This is a genomic window from Amycolatopsis sp. TNS106 (assembly GCF_019330265.1).
In the GTDB taxonomy this organism is placed as follows: domain Bacteria; phylum Actinomycetota; class Actinomycetes; order Mycobacteriales; family Pseudonocardiaceae; genus Amycolatopsis; species Amycolatopsis lurida.
The window spans coordinates 6817981-6833718 of the sequence record NZ_CP024972.1 but is presented as its reverse complement, the minus strand read 5'-3'; the positions used below and the strand labels follow the sequence as shown (position 1 = coordinate 6833718).

The window sequence follows — 15738 nt, the reverse complement described above, 5'->3', positions numbered from 1 at the left end:
CGGTGCTCCCGCCACGCTCAGCCGAGCGGAAATCACCGCCCGTACCCCGACTTCCCGCACAGCGGGACCGAACTGGGGCCATCGGCTCACGAGGTCGCGCTCGACGCAGACCCCCGGTCGCAGAGGCTCGCCCCGACACGCGGAAACCGCGCCCTTGCCGGTCGCCGACCTGCGGCTCGCGGTCGCGCTCGTCGACGTGGCGACGATCGGCATGCTCAACCACCGCGCGATCACCGGCCTGACCAGGACCTCCGAGCAACTTCAAGGCGCACTGGACAGCCGGGTGATCATCGAACAGGCGAAAGGCCTGGTCTCCGCTCGGCTGGAGATCGACCCGTCCGACGCGTTCCGCGTGTTGCGGCACTACGCGCGCGCGAACAACCGCAGGCTCAGCGAGTTGTGCGAACTGCTGGTCGACCGCCATATGTCGGCGTCCGATCTGGTCGGCTCGGTTTCCCACCGCGCGAAACGCACCGGCTCCCGGCGCTGAATCACTCGCGCAGGCGCCGCTCCATCATCAGGACGACCCCGCCACCCGGTCCGCTCAACGGCGAGCAACTGACCACGGCGACGAGCCGCCTGCCTTTCCGGTCCACCGCGTCGATCTCGACCTGGCTGGCGCGTTGCCCGGTCTCGTTGCAAAGGCCGACGACGTCGCGGAAGCCGCCGGTCGGCAGGCCGAAGTCGAGGGTGAAGAACTCCTCCATGCGCACTTCTTCGGCCCGCAGTCCCCAGAGGTCCTCCGCGCCGCGGTTCCAGCTGCGCACCCGGAGATCGCCGTCCAAAACGACCATCCCGGCTTCGATGCTGGACAGGACTCCTTCGAAGAACATGCGCGTCTCGTCCAGTTCCGCGGTGCGGATGCGCATCTCCTCGTTCATCGTTTCGAGTTCCTCGTTGCCTGACTGGAGTTCCTCGTTGGTGGTCTCGAGTTCCTCGTTCGTGGACTGGAGTTCCTCGTTGGTCGTCTCGAGTTCTTCGATGCTGGACTGGAGTTCCTCGTTGACGGTCTCGAGTTCGGCGTTCGTCGATTGGAGTTCCGCGTAGGCCGTGGCCAGGTCTTCCTGCACGCGTTTCACCTCATGCTGGAGCCTGGTGGCCTCGGTGGTGTCGACGAAGGTGATCGCGGCGCCGATGTCCTCGCCGTCGATGGTGAGCAGGGGCCGAACGATGATGTCGAAGTACTGGGTCTCTTCGGTGGTCTTCTGCCGTCGCACGGAATCGACCCGGATGCTGCGGCGTTCGTTGTGCGCCTGGTCGACCACGGACCGGAGTTCGATCGGCCGGTAGGAAATCTCCAGGTCGTGGAACGGCCTGCCCACGTCGTGCGAGGAAAGCCCGAAGTGCAGCCTCGCCGAACCGTTGATCAGGGCGACCGTGCCATCACGATCGATGCCCAGTACCGAATCGGGCGAGGACGCCAAGGCGAGTTCGCTCACGTGGCGCCGCCGATTGGCGTCCCGCACCCCCGCCCCCGCCCGGACGTCGAATCGGCCAGGACGCCCGGTGGTACCGCCCGTCCGCGGTTTGAACACCCGGTTCCGGATGTCGGCGACATCGAACCGGACACCGTCGGAAAGCAGCATTTCGGCCTTCCCCAGGAACAGGTGGCCACCTTCGTTCAGCGCGAAATGGAAGCGTTCGATGATCTTCGCCTGCGCCTCGACGTTGAAGTACATGAGGGTGTTGCGGCAGGCGAGCAGATCCACCCGGGAGATGGGGGCGTCGCGCGTGATGTCGTGCCTGCCGAAGATCACCCGGCGGCGAAGGTCTCGCCGGAACGCGAACAGATTCCCACTCGGCTCGAAATACTTCTTCTTCAGCTCCTCCGGCAGCCGCTCCAGCGACTTCGACGAATACAGTCCCGTCCTCGCCTCGCGCAAGGCTTCCTCGTCGACGTCGGTCCCGTAGATCTTGACCCGCCGGGTGGCCTCCTCGACGCCTAGCTGTTCCGCGAAGATCATCGCGAGGGAATAGGCCTCCTCGCCGCTCGAACAACCGGCGCTCCAGATCCGGATCTCTTCGTGGGGCGGCACCTTCGCGACGAGTTCGGGCACGACGGTCTTCTGCAGGAACGTCCAGGCTTCGGGGTCGCGGAAAAAGCCGGTGACGTTGATCAGGATGGTGTTGAAGAGCTGCGGGAACTCCTCGGCGTTGATCTCCAGGAAATCCCGGTATTCGGCGTACCCGTCGATGTTCACGGTCTGCATCCGCTTCTGGATCCGGCGGGCCAGCGAAGTCCGTTTGTAGCCGGTGAAATCGAAACCTCGGGAATCCCTGATGAAGGTGAGGAGGTCTTCGAGGTCCTCACCGTGGCCGATTTCGCCGTCCGGCGTGCTCATAACGTCCTCGTTCCCTCGACCAGGCCGACGAGCGCCGCGGCGATCTCGTCCAACGGGAGCACCAGATCGACCGACACGGACTTCAGCACGGCCTGGGGCATACCCTTGAATTCGGCGGTCTCCGGATCCTCGGAGAGGACGGTACCGCCCCGCGCCTTCACCATTCCCGCGCCCACGGCCCCGTCGGTCCCCGTCCCGGTCAGGACGCAGGCGAGCGCCGCCGGGCCGTAGACGGCGGCGACGGATTCGAAGAGCAGGTCGGCCGACGGCCGGACGAATTTGACCTTGTCCACCGTCGACAGGCTGAGCGTCCCGCCGGGTTCCACCAGGAGATGACGGTCCGGCGGTGCCACGTGGACGACGCCGGGTTCGAGGCGTTCCCCGGCCTCGGCCAGCTTGATCCGCAGCTTCGACTGGCGGTCGAGGATGTCGGCGAGAATCGTGTCGTGACGCGGGTCGAGGTGCTGGACGATGACCAGGGGCAGGGGAAAATCGGCGGGCAGGGCACCGAGCACCGCGAGCAGTGCCTTGACTCCGCCCGCCGAAGATCCGATGGCGACGATCTCGTAAGGCGCCGCCCGAGGACGGCTGAGGCCGGACATCTTCCGAGCGTAGTGCTCCCGGGCTAGGCCGAACCGCCGACGCGGCGGATGATCTTGGCCAGGATCCCGGTGACCACCATCCAGAAGACCGCGGCGATACCGTAGTTGATCAGCACGCGGAGCTTGGCGTCTTCGGGCATGAAGAGGTCCTTGAAGCCGAGCAGCAGCCCGTCGGCCCAGCCGCGGACGAACGACACGATGCCGTTGTCGGGGTTCGCCTCGCCGATCACGAAGACGACGTGCAGCACGAGGATGGCCGCGAAGATCAAGCCGACCCAGCGGACCACGCTCGCCAGTATTCCGGCCGCGCGACCACCGCCCGCGCGCCAGTCGACCTTGCGTCTGGTCGGCTGATCAGCGGTTTCCTTCTCTTCAGCGTGCTCGCCCATGCCGGGCAGTGTGGCACGCCGCCTGGTCCGATTGCTACCCGCGAGTAACCCGAATGGGCGCCACTGTGGTCACGGTTCGATCGCGGCCCGGGTTTCCTTTCGAGAGATCTCGCGGTTAAGGTGACGTCGTGGCTCGAGCTCTCCTGCTTCGCTGCCGCGACGGGGCCTGATCGGACCGGCTCCCCGTCGCGGGGCTTCGTGGTGCCGGTCGTCGCACCCGATTCTTCAGGAGAACCGACCCCTCATGAGCATCCGCAAGCCCACCCGTCCTGCCCCTTCCGAGCAGGCTTCGTGGAACACCCAGCGCGGCACTTCGATGCCCGTGCACCGCTATCGCCCCTGGTACGACCTGGTCGAGGACATCTCGCTGCCCGACCGCACCTGGCCGGACAAGCGCATCGACACCGCGCCGCTGTGGTGCGCGGTCGACCTGCGTGACGGCAATCAGGCCCTGATCGACCCGATGTCGCCCGCGCGTAAGCGCAAGTTCTTCGACCTGCTGGTCCGCATGGGCTACAAGGAGATCGAGGTCGGCTTCCCGGCGGCATCGCAGACGGACTTCGATTTCGTCCGCGAGATCATCGACGAAGGCGCCATCCCGGACGACGTCAGCATCCAGGTGCTGACCCAGTGCCGTCCGGAGCTGATCGAGCGCACCTTCAAGGCACTAGAAGGCGCGCCGCGCGCGATCGTCCACATCTACAACTCGACCTCGATCCTGCAGCGCCGCGTCGTGTTCCGCGAGGAGCGCATCGGCATCACGAAGATCGCTTCGCAGGCCGCTGAGCTGGTCGTCGACTACGCCGCGAAGCAGCCGGACACCGACTTCCGGTTCCAGTACTCGCCGGAGTCCTACACCGGCACCGAGCTGTCATACGCGCTCGAGGTCTGCAACACCATCACCGAGATCTGGCAGCCGACACCGGCGAAACCGGTGATCCTGAACCTGCCCGCGACAGTCGAGATGGCGTCGCCGAACGTCTACGCCGACTCGATCGAGTGGATGCACCGCAACCTGGAGCGCCGCGACTCGGTGATCCTGTCGCTGCACCCGCACAACGACCGCGGCACCGGTATCGCCGCCGCCGAACTGGGCTTCCAGGCGGGCGCGGACCGGATCGAAGGCTGCCTGTTCGGCAACGGCGAGCGCACCGGCAACGTCGACCTGGTCGCGCTGGGCATGAACCTGTACAGCCAGGGCGTCGACCCGCAGATCGACTTCTCCGACATGGACGAGATCAAGCGGACCGTCGAGTACTGCAACCAGCTGCCGGTGCACGAGCGCAGCCCGTGGGCGGGCGACCTGGTGTTCACCGCGTTCTCCGGCAGCCACCAGGACGCGATCAACAAGGGCCTCGACGCGATGAAGGCCGCCGCCGACAAGGCGGGCACGCCGATCGACGAGCACCCGTGGGAGGTCCCGTACCTGCCGATCGACCCGAAGGACATCGGCCGCAACTACGAGGCCGTGATCCGGGTGAACTCGCAGTCCGGCAAGGGCGGCGTCGCCTACATCATGAAGGCCGAGCACCAGCTCGACCTGCCGCGGCGCCTGCAGATCGAGTTCTCGAAGGTCGTCCAGCGTCACACCGACACCGAGGGCGGCGAGGTCGACCCGACCACGATGTGGAACGCGTTCTCGGCCGAGTACCTGGAGCTGAAGACGCCGCTGGAGCTGGTTCGCCAGCACGTCAGGGACAACGGCGACGGTGAGTACGACATCACCGCCACCGTGCGGGTCGAGGGTGACGAGCACGAGGTCACCGGCCGCGGCAACGGCCCGATCGCGGCGTTCTTCGACGCGCTGTCGACCGTCGGTTTCGACTTGCGGCTGCTGGACTACAGCGAGCACACGCTCTCGCCGGGCGACGACGCGCGGGCCGCGTCGTACATCGAGTGCGCGATCTCCGACCGGGTGTACTGGGGCATCGGGATCGACCCGTCGATCGTGACCGCTTCGCTGCGGGCCGTCGTCTCGGCCGTGAACCGGGCTCACCGGTAGTTTCCCGCGTTCCGTGAAGGCCTCCTTCACTACCTTGAGGGTAGGGAAGGGGGCCTTCACGGCTTTTCCGGCTTTGTCGTAACTCGCGTGATCACAGCCGTAACTCGCGTGCTTGAAGGCGTATCTCGCGAGTTACGGCTCCAATCACGTGAGTTACGCCTTCAAGCACGCGTGATCGCTGTTTTCACGGCGGCCAGGATGTCGGCCGGATCGGTGCGCGTGGTGTAGTCCGGGTGCACGTCGATGTACCGGATGACGCCCTCGCCGTCCACGACCAGGACGGTCGGATAGGGCAGCTCCCATTCCGCCACCCCGTTGATCTTCTCGACGTCGCCGATGAGCGTGTCGAAAGCCGGCTTCGTCTCCGGAGCCAGCCGGAACGTGATGCCGAGCGCGCGGCCGAGCTCGTTGTCCACATCGGACAGCACGGTGAACTCGAGCTCCTTCGTGGACAGGGAATCGTCCGGGAGCTGCGGGCTGACCGCCACCAGCTTCACGCCCAGGTTCTCCAGCTCCGACACCAATTCCTGCTGATACGTGCGCAGAGCCAGGTTGCAGTACGGACACCACGCGCCGCGGTAGAACACCACGACCGCGGGCCCGTCCGCGACCCGGACACGCTCGCCACCGGCGTCCGGCAGCGCGAGGTTCGGCATCGCCGTCCCCGGTTTCGCGGCCGCCTCGGCGACCACCCCGACGAACGCCGCCCGGTCGGCCTTGAGCACCTCGGCGACCTCGGCCGGGACGTGGCTCGCGACGGATTCCCGCAGCTCGGCCAGGTCGGTGTTGAGATCCCCCATCGTCAGCTCCTTCGGTTGTACTGATCGGTACAGTGAGGCCGACTGTACTATTCGGTACATGAGCGGTCAACCGGCGAAGACCCCGCAGGGGCGGATGACGAGGGACGCGATCGTCGACGCGGCGGCGGAACTGATGTACGTCAACGGCGTCGCCGGGACGAGCGTCGACAAGGTGCTCGCGGCGAGCGGCGCCGGGAAATCGCAGATGTACCACTACTTCAAGAACAAGGATCAGCTCGTCGAGGCGGTCATCGTCCGCTTCCTCGAAAACATCCTCGGCAATCAGCCGACCATCTTCGAGCTGCACGACTGGGCCGATTTCGACCAGTGGGCCCGCGAGATCCTGGCCATCCAGAGCACGCCCAAGGGACCGATCGCCTGCCCGCTGGGCAACCTCACCGGCGAACTCGGCGACGACCCCAAGATGGCGCCGCTGCTGGACAAGGCTTACCGCGAATGGGAGTCACATCTCCAGCGCGGACTGGAATCGTTGCGGGAACAGGGAAAGCTCGCCGCGGACGCCGACCCGGCCAGGCTCGCGCAGGCCGCGATGAGCTGCGTCCAGGGCGGCCTGCTGATGGCCCACCTGCGCCATGACGTCACGCCGATCGCCGACGCGCTCCAGATCGCGTTGGCCCACCTGAAGAGTCACGCTCGCCCGTGAGCACCGCGACCTCGTCGGCGAGCGCGTCGAGCACCTTCGCCACCGCCGGCCGGGAAGACGCCCCGAGCCGGTAGACCGCCTCGACGTGCCGCGCCGCCTTGATCCCGGCGAGCGGGCGGCAGACGAGGCCACTGCCGCGTCGAGTGTCCATTGTGTACCGGGGCAGCAGCGCGATCCCGTGCCCGGCGGCGACGAGCCGTTCGGTGATGCGGAAGTCGTTGATGCGCTGGACGACCTGCGGGCGCACCCCGGTGCGGATGATCAGCGACTGGAGGATGTCGTCCACCGGGAACCCGGAGTTGACGCTGATCCAGCGTTCGTCGGCCAGCTCGGCCAGCTCGATGCGGCGCCGCTTCGCGAGCCGATGCCCGGCGGGGAGCGCGACGTCGAGCGGTTCACGCAGCAGATGCCGTGTCTCCAGCCGATCCGAACCGAGCGAGGGCGCGTGCTCGTCCCGGTGCGCCACCACAATGTCGTAGTCCGCGACGAGCCCGGGAACCTCCGGCGGGGTCATGTCGACGTCACGCACGATGACGTCCAGCCCGTCGAACTCCGCCGTCCGGTGCAGGAGCCCGGGCAGCAGCATCAGCCCGGCCGACTGGAAGATCGCCACCCGGACGCTGCCACGCGGGGCGCTCCGATAAGTGTCCAATTCGGACTCCGCGCGCTCGAGCGCGGCGAGCACGTCGTCCGCGCGGGCGACCAGCGCGCGGCCCGCGTCGGTCAGCCGCAGGCCCCGGCCGGCAGGCTCGGTCAACGCGAGACCGACGTCACTCTGCAAGGCGCGCAGCTGCTGGGAAACCGCGGACGGCGTGCAGTGCAACGCCTTCGCGGCCGCCGTCACGCTGCCGCGATCGGCGAATTCCCGCAGGGTCCGCAACCGGCCGATGTCCATATCGCCAGCATATGTGAAGCCGAACTGAACGATCGCTGCAAATATTCTCGCTGGTCCTAAAGGGTCGTTCCCCGTAAGAGTGAAGACATGCCCGCCCGCGATCGTCTGCTCGCCCTGCTCGTCGCCGTCCTCTGGGGCTGCAACTTCCTCGCCATCCACGCCACCCTCGGCCAGTTCCCGCCCGTCTTCGCCGGCGGGCTGCGCTTCGCGGTCATCGCGATCCCGACGATCCTGTTCGTGCCGTGGCCGAAGGTGAAGATCCGCCACCTGCTCGGCTACGGGCTGGGCTTCGGCACCGGGCAGTTCGTGTTCCTCTTCATCGCGATGGACACGGGCATGCCGACCGGCCTCGCGTCGCTGGTGCTGCAGGCGTCGGCCCCGTTCACCGTCCTGCTCGGCGCCGTCTTCCTGCGCGAACGCGTGTCCGGGCGACAGCTCACCGGCATCCTGCTCGCCGTCGCCGGGATGGCGACGATCGCCTGGCAGCAGGCCGGGAACGCCGCCCTCCTGCCGGTGATCCTCACCCTGCTCGGCGCCTTGAGCTGGGCGTTCGGCAACCTGAGCACCCGGCAGGCGGCACCGGACAACCCGCTGAACTTCGTCCTCTGGATGTCGGTGGTGCCGCCGCTGCCGATGTTCGCGCTGTCGCTGGTCATGGAGGGCCCCGCCGAGATCGGGCACTCGCTGAGCACGCTCGGCACCAGCACCGGGCTGATCGGCCTCGGCGGCCTGGCCTACGTCGTGCTGTTCGGCACGATCGTCGGCTCCGGGATCTGGACGTCGCTGATGCGCCGCAACCCGGCGGGCGTGGTCGCGCCGTTCTCGCTGCTGGTGCCGGTGGTCGGACTGTCGATGGCGTTCCTGGTCCTCGACGAACGCCCTTCACCGGTGGAGATCCTCGCCGCGGCCGTGGTCATCGGCGGGGTCCTGTTCGGTTCGACGAAACGCCGCGTGCGCGAGCCGGACTTCCTAGCCGAAGCCGAAACGCCTCAGCCCACTGGTGTGCGGTGAGACGTTTGGGCACGACTTCCTTGCCGGGGCGGGTGAACACCCGCCGTACGAAGTCCTGGTAGCGCTGACGATCCGCGTCTTCGACGAGCGGACGCTCGCGGCGGGTCATGGTCAGCAGGCCGCCGTCGACCCCGGGTTTCGGCCGGAACGCCGTGGCGGGCACCCGGCCCGCCAGCCGGAAGTCGAACCACGGCCACCATTGCGCGGTCATCATGGTCGCGCCACCGACCCCGGCCCGGCGGCGCGCCACCTCCCACTGCACGAGCAGGACGGCGTCCGTCCAACCGAGAGCGGCGAGGACGTGGCGCAGCGTCGCCGTGGTCAGATGGAACGGCAGATTGCCGACCAGTACGTGGGGCGTCTTCGGCAGGGGGAACCGCAGGAAGTCCGCGGTGACGATCTCCGTGGACGCCCGGACGCGGCGCGCCAGCCGGGCGGCACGACGGTCGTCGATCTCGATGCCGGTCAGTGGCCTGCCGAGCCGTTCCAGTGGCAGGGTGAGCGCGCCGTCGCCCGTGCCGAATTCGATGATCGGCCCGCCGGTCGCGGCGACGAGCTTCACGACGGTTTCGATGGTGTTCCGGTCGATGAGGAAGTTCTGGCCGAGTTCGTGACGGCCAGGACGCTGTGTGCGCAAGGGATCTCCGCGGCTTCGAGGTGAGCCGGGCAGCACGGGGCAGGCCCGGCGATGACTCGCTCGGGCGGCGGTTCCTTGCTGGACGCTGGGGATCCGCCGCTAGGCGCGGCGGGTCCTGGTGAACGCGGAAGCACACATGGCGGCGAAACTACCTCGGGCGCGAGGCCGCGTGCCAACCGTTTTCTACGCGCCGATCCGGCTGGTGCCGAGGTGCTCGACCGGGCCGGACAGCGCGGCCTTGACGTGGCGGGTGAGGTCGTCGGTGAGCACCTCGGTCTCACCCTTCTCCAGGCCGTCGACGACCTGACGGGCGACGTCACGCGGGTCGTTCTTGGGGATGTCGAGGCCCTGCGTCATGTCGGTGTCGGTGTAGGCGAGGTGGACGCCGACGACGTGGGTGCCCTGCTCGGCGAACTCGATGCGGAGCGAGTTGGTGAGCGACCAGAAGGCGGCCTTCGACGCGCCATAGGAACCCGAGCCCGCAGCCCACGACAGGATCGAGTGCACGTTGACCAGCGCTCCGCCATCCCTGAGCTGCGGCGCAAACGCTTGCGCGACGCGCAGTGCGCCGAAGACGTTCGTCTCGAAGACCGGGCGGTGCGCGTCGACGTCTTCGGTGAGCAGCGAACCGAGGCCGAGGATCCCGGCGTTGTTGAAGACGATCGTGGCGTCGCGCGCCTTCTCCGCCAGTGTGCGGACGGATTCCGGATCGGTGACGTCGAGCGGGAGCGGGACGATCCGGGGGTCGGCCTCCGCACGCGGCGACCTGGCGGTCGCGTAGACCTTGGCGGCGCCGCGGTCGAGCAGTTCGGCGACGAACGCCTTGCCGAGTCCCCGCTGCCCGCCGGTGACCAGGACGACGGCGCCTTCGATGGAGGTCATGACATGCTCCCTTGACAGAAGTGTTCTTGGTTTGCCTCTGTCGTCAGCATGGCGACGTGGGACGACAGAGTCAAGTACGCTTGACCTATGTCATGGACCGCGACGGACCGCTACCGGTTACGCACCGCCCCCTCGGGGCTGGCGCTCGTTCAGGACTTCCTCAACACGAAGGCGATCAAGACGTACGGCCTCGACCTGCTGAGCAACGCCGACCTGACGCGGCCCTGGGCCACCGAGGCGCTGGCGGAATGGTCGCTGGCCCGGGACGCCGAGGTGCCCGAGATCCCGCTGGGGCCGGGTGACCTTCGCGCGCTTCGCGACCTGCGGGAGACGTTCGTTTCACTCGTGGAAGGCGGGGACGCGGACTTCGGCAAACCGGTCAAGGCGGAGCTGACGCTCCGGGACGGTGTCGTCCGGCTGTTCCCGTCCGGCACCGGACGGCAGTGGCTCGCGTCGGCGCTGTGGACGGAGACGCTGCTCGCGCAGCAGGCCGGGATCTGGCCGCGGCTGAAACTGTGCCGTCTCGACGGCTGCCGTTCGGCGTTCTACGACGTCTCTCGCAACAACAGCGGCGTCTGGCACGACGTGCGTACCTGCGGGAACGTCGCGAACCTGCGGGCGTCGCGGGAGCGGAAGAAAGCGCTCAGCTGAACGAAGCCAGCGCCGTGGGGATCGGGATATCTCCGCCGATGACGTCGAAACCCTGGTTCTCGGTGAGCGGCTCTTCGAGGGTGGCGACCAGGACGGCGGCGACGTCCGCGCGGGAGACGCGGCCCGGTTCGAGATGACCGGCGATCTTGACGTGGCCGGTGGGCTGGTCGTCGGTGAGCGTGCCGGGCCGGACGATCGTCCAGTTCAGGCTGGAACGCTGGAGAACGCTGTCGGAGATCTGCTTCGCCATCAGGATGGACCGCACCAGGCGATCGCCCTGGTCCGGCGAATCCGCGAACTGCGCGGAAAGCTGTACGAACCGCGAGACACCCGCCTTCTCGGCGGCGCGGATCGCGGTGATCACGCCGTCGCGGTCGACGAGGTCGACCGAGGCCTGATCGGGATCGGGCGCGCCGATCGCGCTGATCACCACCTCGGAACCGGCGAGTGCCTCGACGAGGTCGTCCGCGTCCGCGGTGACGTCCGCGACGACGGTTTCGGCGCCGAGGCCGGCGACCTCGTCGGCGCGGCGGCGGCTGCGCAGCCCCGCCCGCACCTGATGACCCCGCCCCCGCAGAAGCCGGACCACGTGGATCCCCGTCCGCCCCGACGCTCCCAGCACTGTGACCCGCATGACACCGAGTCTGCCCGATCACGCCCTTCCGCGCCTGCCCGCAATTCGTCACCTAATTGCGGGCGAAGCGCGTGAAGGCCCCCTTCCCTCGGCTGAGCCGAGGGAAGGGGGCCTTCACGCGCGTTCGGAACGAACTAGAGGATCTCGACCGCCGAGCCGATGTCCGGCAGGTCGCCCTCGTCGGGGTTCAGGTCCCGAACCAGTTCCGCCTTGACCTCGTGCGGTTTGATCCGCCCGTCGCGGATGTCCTCCGCGTAGTGGCACGCGACCCGGTGCCCGGCGCCGATCTCCCGCAGCTGCGGGCGGTCGGTGTCGCACAGGCTCTGCTGCTTCCACGGGCACCGCGTGTGGAACCGGCAGCCGGACGGCGGCCGCGCCGGCGAGGGCAGGTCTCCGGCGAGCAGGATCTGCTCCCGGTTGTCCTCCACCTCGGGGTCCGGCACGGGGATCGCCGAGAGCAGCGCCCGCGTGTACGGGTGCAGCGGGTTCTCGTACAGCGTGTCGGCGTCGGCCTCTTCGACCAGCGAGCCGAGGTACATCACGCCGATCCGGTCGGAGATGTGCCGCACCACCGCGAGGTCGTGCGCGATCACCAGATACGTGAGCCCGAGCTTCTCCTGCAGATCCTCCAGGAGGTTGACCACCTGCGCCTGCACCGAGACGTCCAGCGCGGACACCGGTTCGTCGGCGACGATCAGGTCCGGCTCGACCGCGAGCGCCCGCGCGATGCCGATGCGCTGACGCTGGCCGCCCGAGAACTCGTGCGGGTACTTCCGCAGCGAGGACTCCGGAAGACCGACGGCGGCGAGGAGTTCGCGCAGCCGCTTGGCCGTCGCCTCCTTGTCCTTGGCGAGACCGTGCGCCTTCATTCCTTCGGTCAGAATGGATTCCACCGACTGCCGAGGGTCCAAAGAGGACATCGGGTCCTGGAAGACCATCTGCATCCGGCGGCGGGCCTTGCGCAGTTCCTCGCCCTTGAGGCCCGCGACGTCGGTGCCGTCGAAGACGACGTTGCCGTTCGTCAGCTCGGTCAGCCGGAGGATCGCCCTGCCCAAAGTGGACTTCCCGCAGCCGGATTCCCCGACCAGACCGTAGGTTTCACCCTTGCGGATGGCGAGATCGACGCCGTCCACGGCATACACGTACCCGACCGTCCGGTCGACCACGATGCCGCGTTTGATCGGGAAGTGCACCTTGAGGTCGTTGACCTCGAGCAGCACTTCCTGCTCCGGTACCGCGTGCGTCATCGGGCCCCTCCTCGTGCGGCCACGGCCGGGATCACCGGGTTGTGGCAGCGCAGCAGTCCACCGCGGTCGGGGGTCAGCTGCGGTGAAACCTCCCGGCACACGCCGAGAGCGTTCGGGCAGCGGGGCGCGAAGGCGCAGCCGCCGTCCCACGGGATGTTGTCGGAGACGGATCCCTTGATGGGGATCAGTTTCTCGCCGCGGCCCGCGTCGAGCCGCGGGATCGAGGCGAGCAGGCCGTGCGTGTACGGATGCCGCGGCTCGGCGAACAGCGAGTGCCGCTCCGCCCGCTCGACGATCTTGCCGCCGTAGAGCACGTTGACCTCGTCGCAGAGACCGGCGACGACACCGAGGTCGTGCGTGATCATGATCAGCGCGGTCCCGGTGTCCTGCACCAGTTCCCGCAGCAGCGCGAGGATCTGCGCCTGGATCGTCACGTCGAGCGCGGTGGTCGGCTCGTCGGCGATGAGCAGCCGCGGACGGCACGCCAGCGCGATCGCGATCAGCGCGCGCTGCCGCATTCCGCCGGAAAGCTGGTGCGGGTACTCGGAAAGCCGCCGTGCCGGGTCGGGAATACCGACCTTGTCCAGCAGTTCCGCCGCCTCCACCGACGCCACCTTGCGCGACATCCCGCGGTGCCGCTCCAGCACCTCGGTGATCTGAAGCCCGATCGGGATGACCGGGTTCAGCGAGGACAGCGGGTCCTGGAACACCATGCCGAGGTCACGGCCGCGGCGGTCCCGCATTTCCTTGTCCGACAGGCTGAGCAGATCCGTGCCTTCGAACGACACCGAACCGCTGACGTGGTTGCCGCGTTTCGCGAGCAGCCGCATGATCGCCAGCGAGGTCACGGACTTGCCGCACCCGGACTCACCGACGAGACCGACCGTCTGGCCGGGTTCGACGTCGAAACTGACCTCGTCCACCGCGGTGAACGGCTTCTCGCCGCGTCGCTGGAAAACGACCTTGAGGTCGCGTACTTCAAGGAGAGCCATGAAAGATCACCGCCTGTTCTTCGGATCGAGGGCTTCCCGCAGGGACTCGCCGAGCAGCGTGAACCCGAGCGCGACGATGATGATCGCGATGGCCGGGTAGTACGCCAGCTCGGGGCGGATGTCGAGGAACTGCCGAGCACTGCGGCTCAGCATGATGCCCCATTCCGCCCGGTTCGGGTCCGGGTCGCCGAGACCGAGGAACGACAGCGCCGCCGCCTCGAGGATCGCGGTCGCCAGGGTCAGCGTGGCCTGCACGATGACCGGGCCGAGCGAGTTGGGCAGCATGTGCCGCAACACGATCGCCCCGCGTTTGACGCCGAGTGACGTCGCCGCGAGCACGTGGTCGCTGTTTCTCTGCGCGAGCATCGAACCGCGCAGCAACCGCGCGAAGATCGGCACGCTGACCATCGACACCGCGACGATCACCGTCCACTGGCTCGGCTTCTGGAACAGCGCGGCGACCGAGATCGCCAGCAGCAGCGACGGCACGGACAGCATGACGTCGACGAGCCGCATCAGCACGGTGTCGACCCAGCCGCCGAAGGCGCCGGCGAGGCCGCCGATGATCATGCCGACCACGACGCCGATGATCGTCGCGAGCACGCCGACCAGCAGCGTGTTCTGCGCGCCGACCAGCAGCCGCGAAAGGTAGTCGCGGCCGAAGTCGTCGACACCGAGCGGGAATCCGGGCTGAGCGCCCGGGATGATGCCCTGGCCGAGGATGACCTGGCTCTGCAGATACCGCTCGTAGGGATCCTTCGGCGCCAGGAGCGGCGCGAAGATCGCGACCAGCAGGAACAGGCCGGTGATCACGGCGCCGGTGATCGCCACCGGGCTCCGCATCATCCGGCGCAGCGCCTCGCCACCGAGGCTGTGCCCCTTCGCCGAGGAAGCCGCGAGCCGGTCGATCGGCTCCTTCTTCTTGTTCAGCAAGGTGTTCATCGGACACGCACCCTCGGGTCGATGAGCCCGTACGAGATATCGACCAGCATGTTCACCAGCACGTAGACCAGCGCGCCGAACAGCAGCAGCGCCTGCAGACGTGGGTAGTCACGCCGCTCGATGCCTTCGGCGAGCAGGAAGCCGAGGCCGCGGAAGTTGAACACCCGCTCGGTCAGCACGGCGCCACCGAGCAGCGCGCCGGTCTGAAGACCGATGACGGTGACCACTGGAAGCAGGCCGTTGCGGAGCACGTGACGGCGCCGGACGATCGGCTGGGTCAGGCCCTTCGAGTTGGCCGTGCGGATGAAGTCCTCGTTCAGCACGTCCAGCACCGAAGCCCGGGTGATCCGGACGATGACCGCGAGCGGGATCGTGGCCAGCGCGAACGCCGGGAGGATCAGGTGGGTGATCGCGTCCCAGGCGGCGTCCCATTCCTGGGTGATGATGCCGTCGAAGACCGCGAAACCGGTGACGGTGGTGGCGTCGAGACCCGCCATCTGACGGCCCTGCGAGGGAAGTCCCAGCGGGGCGGCCAGCAGGTCCTGCATCATGTAGCCGAGGAAGAACACCGGCACCGCGACGCCGACCAGGCTGAGCACGATGATGACGTTGTCGACGGCCCCGCCGCGGAAGCGGGCGGACAGATAGCCGAACGGGATGCCGAGGCCCACCGCGATGAGCATCGCGCAGAAGCCGAGCTCGATCGTGGCGGGAAGGAAGTTCCCGATCTCCGACATGACCGGCTGGGCGGAGACCAGCGAGTTGCCGAAGTCGCCGGTGATCGCCCGGCCGAGGAACTTGAAGTACTGGACGAAAATCGGATCGTCGAGGCCGAGAAGCTTGTTCAGGTCGGCGATCTTCTCCGGGGTCGCCTTGTCACCCAGGAGGGCGCCGGCGGGGCCACCGGGCAGGGACCGGAGCCAGGCGAAGATCAAAATGGACAGGATCAAGAGCGTCGGTATCGCTTGTAGCAGCCGACGCACGAGAAAACGGAGCACGTGCGTTCCTTTGTTGCCAGCCCGGGAATGGGCCACAGGGGGCGGGCGCG

General features: G+C 67.9%; 17 protein-coding genes. 5 read left to right on the top strand and 12 right to left on the bottom strand.

What is annotated here, in order from left to right:
• The first annotated feature begins 154 nt into the window (after positions 1-154).
• Positions 155-490 (top strand): ANTAR domain-containing protein, encoded by a 336-nt coding sequence (locus tag CVV72_RS31440; RefSeq protein ID WP_255632314.1) that lies wholly within the window; start codon positions 155-157, stop codon positions 488-490.
• A gap of 1 nt (position 491) precedes the next feature.
• Here the strand turns inward: CVV72_RS31440 and CVV72_RS31435 are convergent, their stop codons facing one another.
• From CVV72_RS31435 to CVV72_RS31425, 3 genes are read right to left on the bottom strand one after another with little or no spacing between them, the layout of a single operon-like run.
• Positions 492-2342 carry a CheR family methyltransferase gene (locus CVV72_RS31435; protein WP_219147428.1) on the bottom strand — a complete coding sequence of 617 codons (1851 nt, stop codon included), beginning with the start codon at positions 2340-2342 and terminating at the stop codon, positions 492-494.
• The gene (locus tag CVV72_RS31430) at positions 2339-2944 is read right to left on the bottom strand and encodes a chemotaxis protein CheB (RefSeq protein ID WP_219147426.1); all 606 of its coding nucleotides are present in this window, start codon (positions 2942-2944) and stop codon (positions 2339-2341) included. The genes CVV72_RS31435 and CVV72_RS31430 overlap by 4 nt, the downstream gene beginning before the upstream one ends.
• A 23-nt stretch (positions 2945-2967) precedes the next feature.
• Entirely contained in the window at positions 2968-3333 is a 366-nt protein-coding gene (locus CVV72_RS31425) for a hypothetical protein (protein ID WP_219147424.1), read from the bottom strand.
• A 244-nt stretch (positions 3334-3577) separates the two neighbouring features.
• Between CVV72_RS31425 and leuA the strand changes: the two genes are divergently transcribed.
• The gene (gene leuA, locus CVV72_RS31420; protein ID WP_219147422.1) at positions 3578-5335 is read left to right on the top strand and encodes a 2-isopropylmalate synthase; all 1758 of its coding nucleotides are present in this window, start codon (positions 3578-3580) and stop codon (positions 5333-5335) included.
• Positions 5336-5496: 161 nt separating this feature from the next.
• Here the strand turns inward: leuA and CVV72_RS31415 are convergent, their stop codons facing one another.
• On the bottom strand, positions 5497-6135 hold the full coding sequence (locus CVV72_RS31415) for a peroxiredoxin-like family protein (protein WP_219147420.1): 639 nt from the start codon (positions 6133-6135) through the stop codon (positions 5497-5499).
• 58 nt (positions 6136-6193) lie between these two features.
• Here CVV72_RS31415 and CVV72_RS31410 point away from each other — a divergent pair, with 58 nt between their 5' ends.
• Positions 6194-6799, top strand: a complete 606-nt coding sequence (locus CVV72_RS31410) for a TetR/AcrR family transcriptional regulator (RefSeq protein WP_370641832.1) — start codon at positions 6194-6196, stop codon at positions 6797-6799.
• On the opposite strand, the gene CVV72_RS31405 is transcribed toward CVV72_RS31410, so the two are convergent.
• Positions 6735-7694, bottom strand: coding sequence for a LysR family transcriptional regulator (locus tag CVV72_RS31405; protein WP_219147418.1), 960 nt, complete (start codon positions 7692-7694; stop codon positions 6735-6737). The two genes, CVV72_RS31410 and CVV72_RS31405, sit on opposite strands and share 65 nt — an antisense overlap.
• Positions 7695-7781: 87 nt before the next feature.
• Here CVV72_RS31405 and CVV72_RS31400 point away from each other — a divergent pair, with 87 nt between their 5' ends.
• Entirely contained in the window at positions 7782-8705 is a 924-nt protein-coding gene (locus tag CVV72_RS31400) for an EamA family transporter (protein ID WP_219147416.1), read from the top strand.
• Here the strand turns inward: CVV72_RS31400 and erm are convergent.
• Positions 8608-9342, bottom strand: coding sequence for a 23S ribosomal RNA methyltransferase Erm (gene erm / locus CVV72_RS31395; RefSeq protein ID WP_219147414.1), 735 nt, complete (start codon positions 9340-9342; stop codon positions 8608-8610). The genes CVV72_RS31400 and erm overlap by 98 nt on opposite strands.
• 183 nt (positions 9343-9525) lie before the next feature.
• The gene (locus CVV72_RS31390; RefSeq protein WP_219147412.1) at positions 9526-10224 is read right to left on the bottom strand and encodes an SDR family oxidoreductase; all 699 of its coding nucleotides are present in this window, start codon (positions 10222-10224) and stop codon (positions 9526-9528) included.
• A gap of 87 nt (positions 10225-10311) precedes the next feature.
• Between CVV72_RS31390 and CVV72_RS31385 the strand changes: the two genes are divergently transcribed.
• Complete coding sequence (locus CVV72_RS31385; protein WP_219147410.1) at positions 10312-10875, top strand: CGNR zinc finger domain-containing protein; 564 nt, start codon at positions 10312-10314, stop codon at positions 10873-10875.
• On the opposite strand, the gene CVV72_RS31380 is transcribed toward CVV72_RS31385, so the two are convergent.
• From CVV72_RS31380 to CVV72_RS31360, 5 genes are all read right to left on the bottom strand, one after another.
• Positions 10868-11509, bottom strand: a complete 642-nt coding sequence (locus CVV72_RS31380) for an SDR family oxidoreductase (protein ID WP_219147408.1) — start codon at positions 11507-11509, stop codon at positions 10868-10870. The genes CVV72_RS31385 and CVV72_RS31380 overlap by 8 nt on opposite strands.
• A gap of 134 nt (positions 11510-11643) precedes the next feature.
• On the bottom strand, positions 11644-12756 hold the full coding sequence (locus CVV72_RS31375) for an ABC transporter ATP-binding protein (protein ID WP_219147406.1): 1113 nt from the start codon (positions 12754-12756) through the stop codon (positions 11644-11646).
• Positions 12753-13748: an ABC transporter ATP-binding protein gene (locus CVV72_RS31370; RefSeq protein WP_219147404.1), complete on the bottom strand. Its 996-nt coding sequence runs from the start codon at positions 13746-13748 to the stop codon at positions 12753-12755. Before CVV72_RS31370 ends, CVV72_RS31375 begins: the two co-directional genes overlap by 4 nt.
• Positions 13749-13754: 6 nt before the next feature.
• A complete protein-coding gene (locus tag CVV72_RS31365; RefSeq protein WP_126737230.1) occupies positions 13755-14690 on the bottom strand; it encodes an ABC transporter permease in 936 nt (311 codons plus the stop codon).
• Complete coding sequence (locus CVV72_RS31360) at positions 14687-15688, bottom strand: ABC transporter permease (protein ID WP_219147403.1); 1002 nt, start codon at positions 15686-15688, stop codon at positions 14687-14689. The genes CVV72_RS31365 and CVV72_RS31360 overlap by 4 nt, the downstream gene beginning before the upstream one ends.
• Positions 15689-15738: the final 50 nt, after the last annotated feature.

Coding starts and splice junctions, on each gene's coding strand:
- CVV72_RS31385 (WP_219147410.1), top strand. CDS start 10,312: ATGTCATGGACCGCGACGGACCGCTACCGGTTACGCACCGCCCCCTCG.
- CVV72_RS31405 (WP_219147418.1), bottom strand. CDS start 7,694: ATGGACATCGGCCGGTTGCGGACCCTGCGGGAATTCGCCGATCGCGGC.
- CVV72_RS31390 (WP_219147412.1), bottom strand. CDS start 10,224: ATGACCTCCATCGAAGGCGCCGTCGTCCTGGTCACCGGCGGGCAGCGG.
- CVV72_RS31410 (WP_370641832.1), top strand. CDS start 6,194: ATGAGCGGTCAACCGGCGAAGACCCCGCAGGGGCGGATGACGAGGGAC.
- CVV72_RS31365 (WP_126737230.1), bottom strand. CDS start 14,690: ATGAACACCTTGCTGAACAAGAAGAAGGAGCCGATCGACCGGCTCGCG.
- CVV72_RS31400 (WP_219147416.1), top strand. CDS start 7,782: ATGCCCGCCCGCGATCGTCTGCTCGCCCTGCTCGTCGCCGTCCTCTGG.
- CVV72_RS31380 (WP_219147408.1), bottom strand. CDS start 11,509: ATGCGGGTCACAGTGCTGGGAGCGTCGGGGCGGACGGGGATCCACGTG.
- CVV72_RS31375 (WP_219147406.1), bottom strand. CDS start 12,756: ATGACGCACGCGGTACCGGAGCAGGAAGTGCTGCTCGAGGTCAACGAC.
- CVV72_RS31430 (WP_219147426.1), bottom strand. CDS start 2,944: ATGTCCGGCCTCAGCCGTCCTCGGGCGGCGCCTTACGAGATCGTCGCC.
- CVV72_RS31370 (WP_219147404.1), bottom strand. CDS start 13,748: ATGGCTCTCCTTGAAGTACGCGACCTCAAGGTCGTTTTCCAGCGACGC.
- CVV72_RS31425 (WP_219147424.1), bottom strand. CDS start 3,333: ATGGGCGAGCACGCTGAAGAGAAGGAAACCGCTGATCAGCCGACCAGA.
- CVV72_RS31435 (WP_219147428.1), bottom strand. CDS start 2,342: ATGAGCACGCCGGACGGCGAAATCGGCCACGGTGAGGACCTCGAAGAC.
- leuA (WP_219147422.1), top strand. CDS start 3,578: ATGAGCATCCGCAAGCCCACCCGTCCTGCCCCTTCCGAGCAGGCTTCG.
- CVV72_RS31415 (WP_219147420.1), bottom strand. CDS start 6,135: ATGGGGGATCTCAACACCGACCTGGCCGAGCTGCGGGAATCCGTCGCG.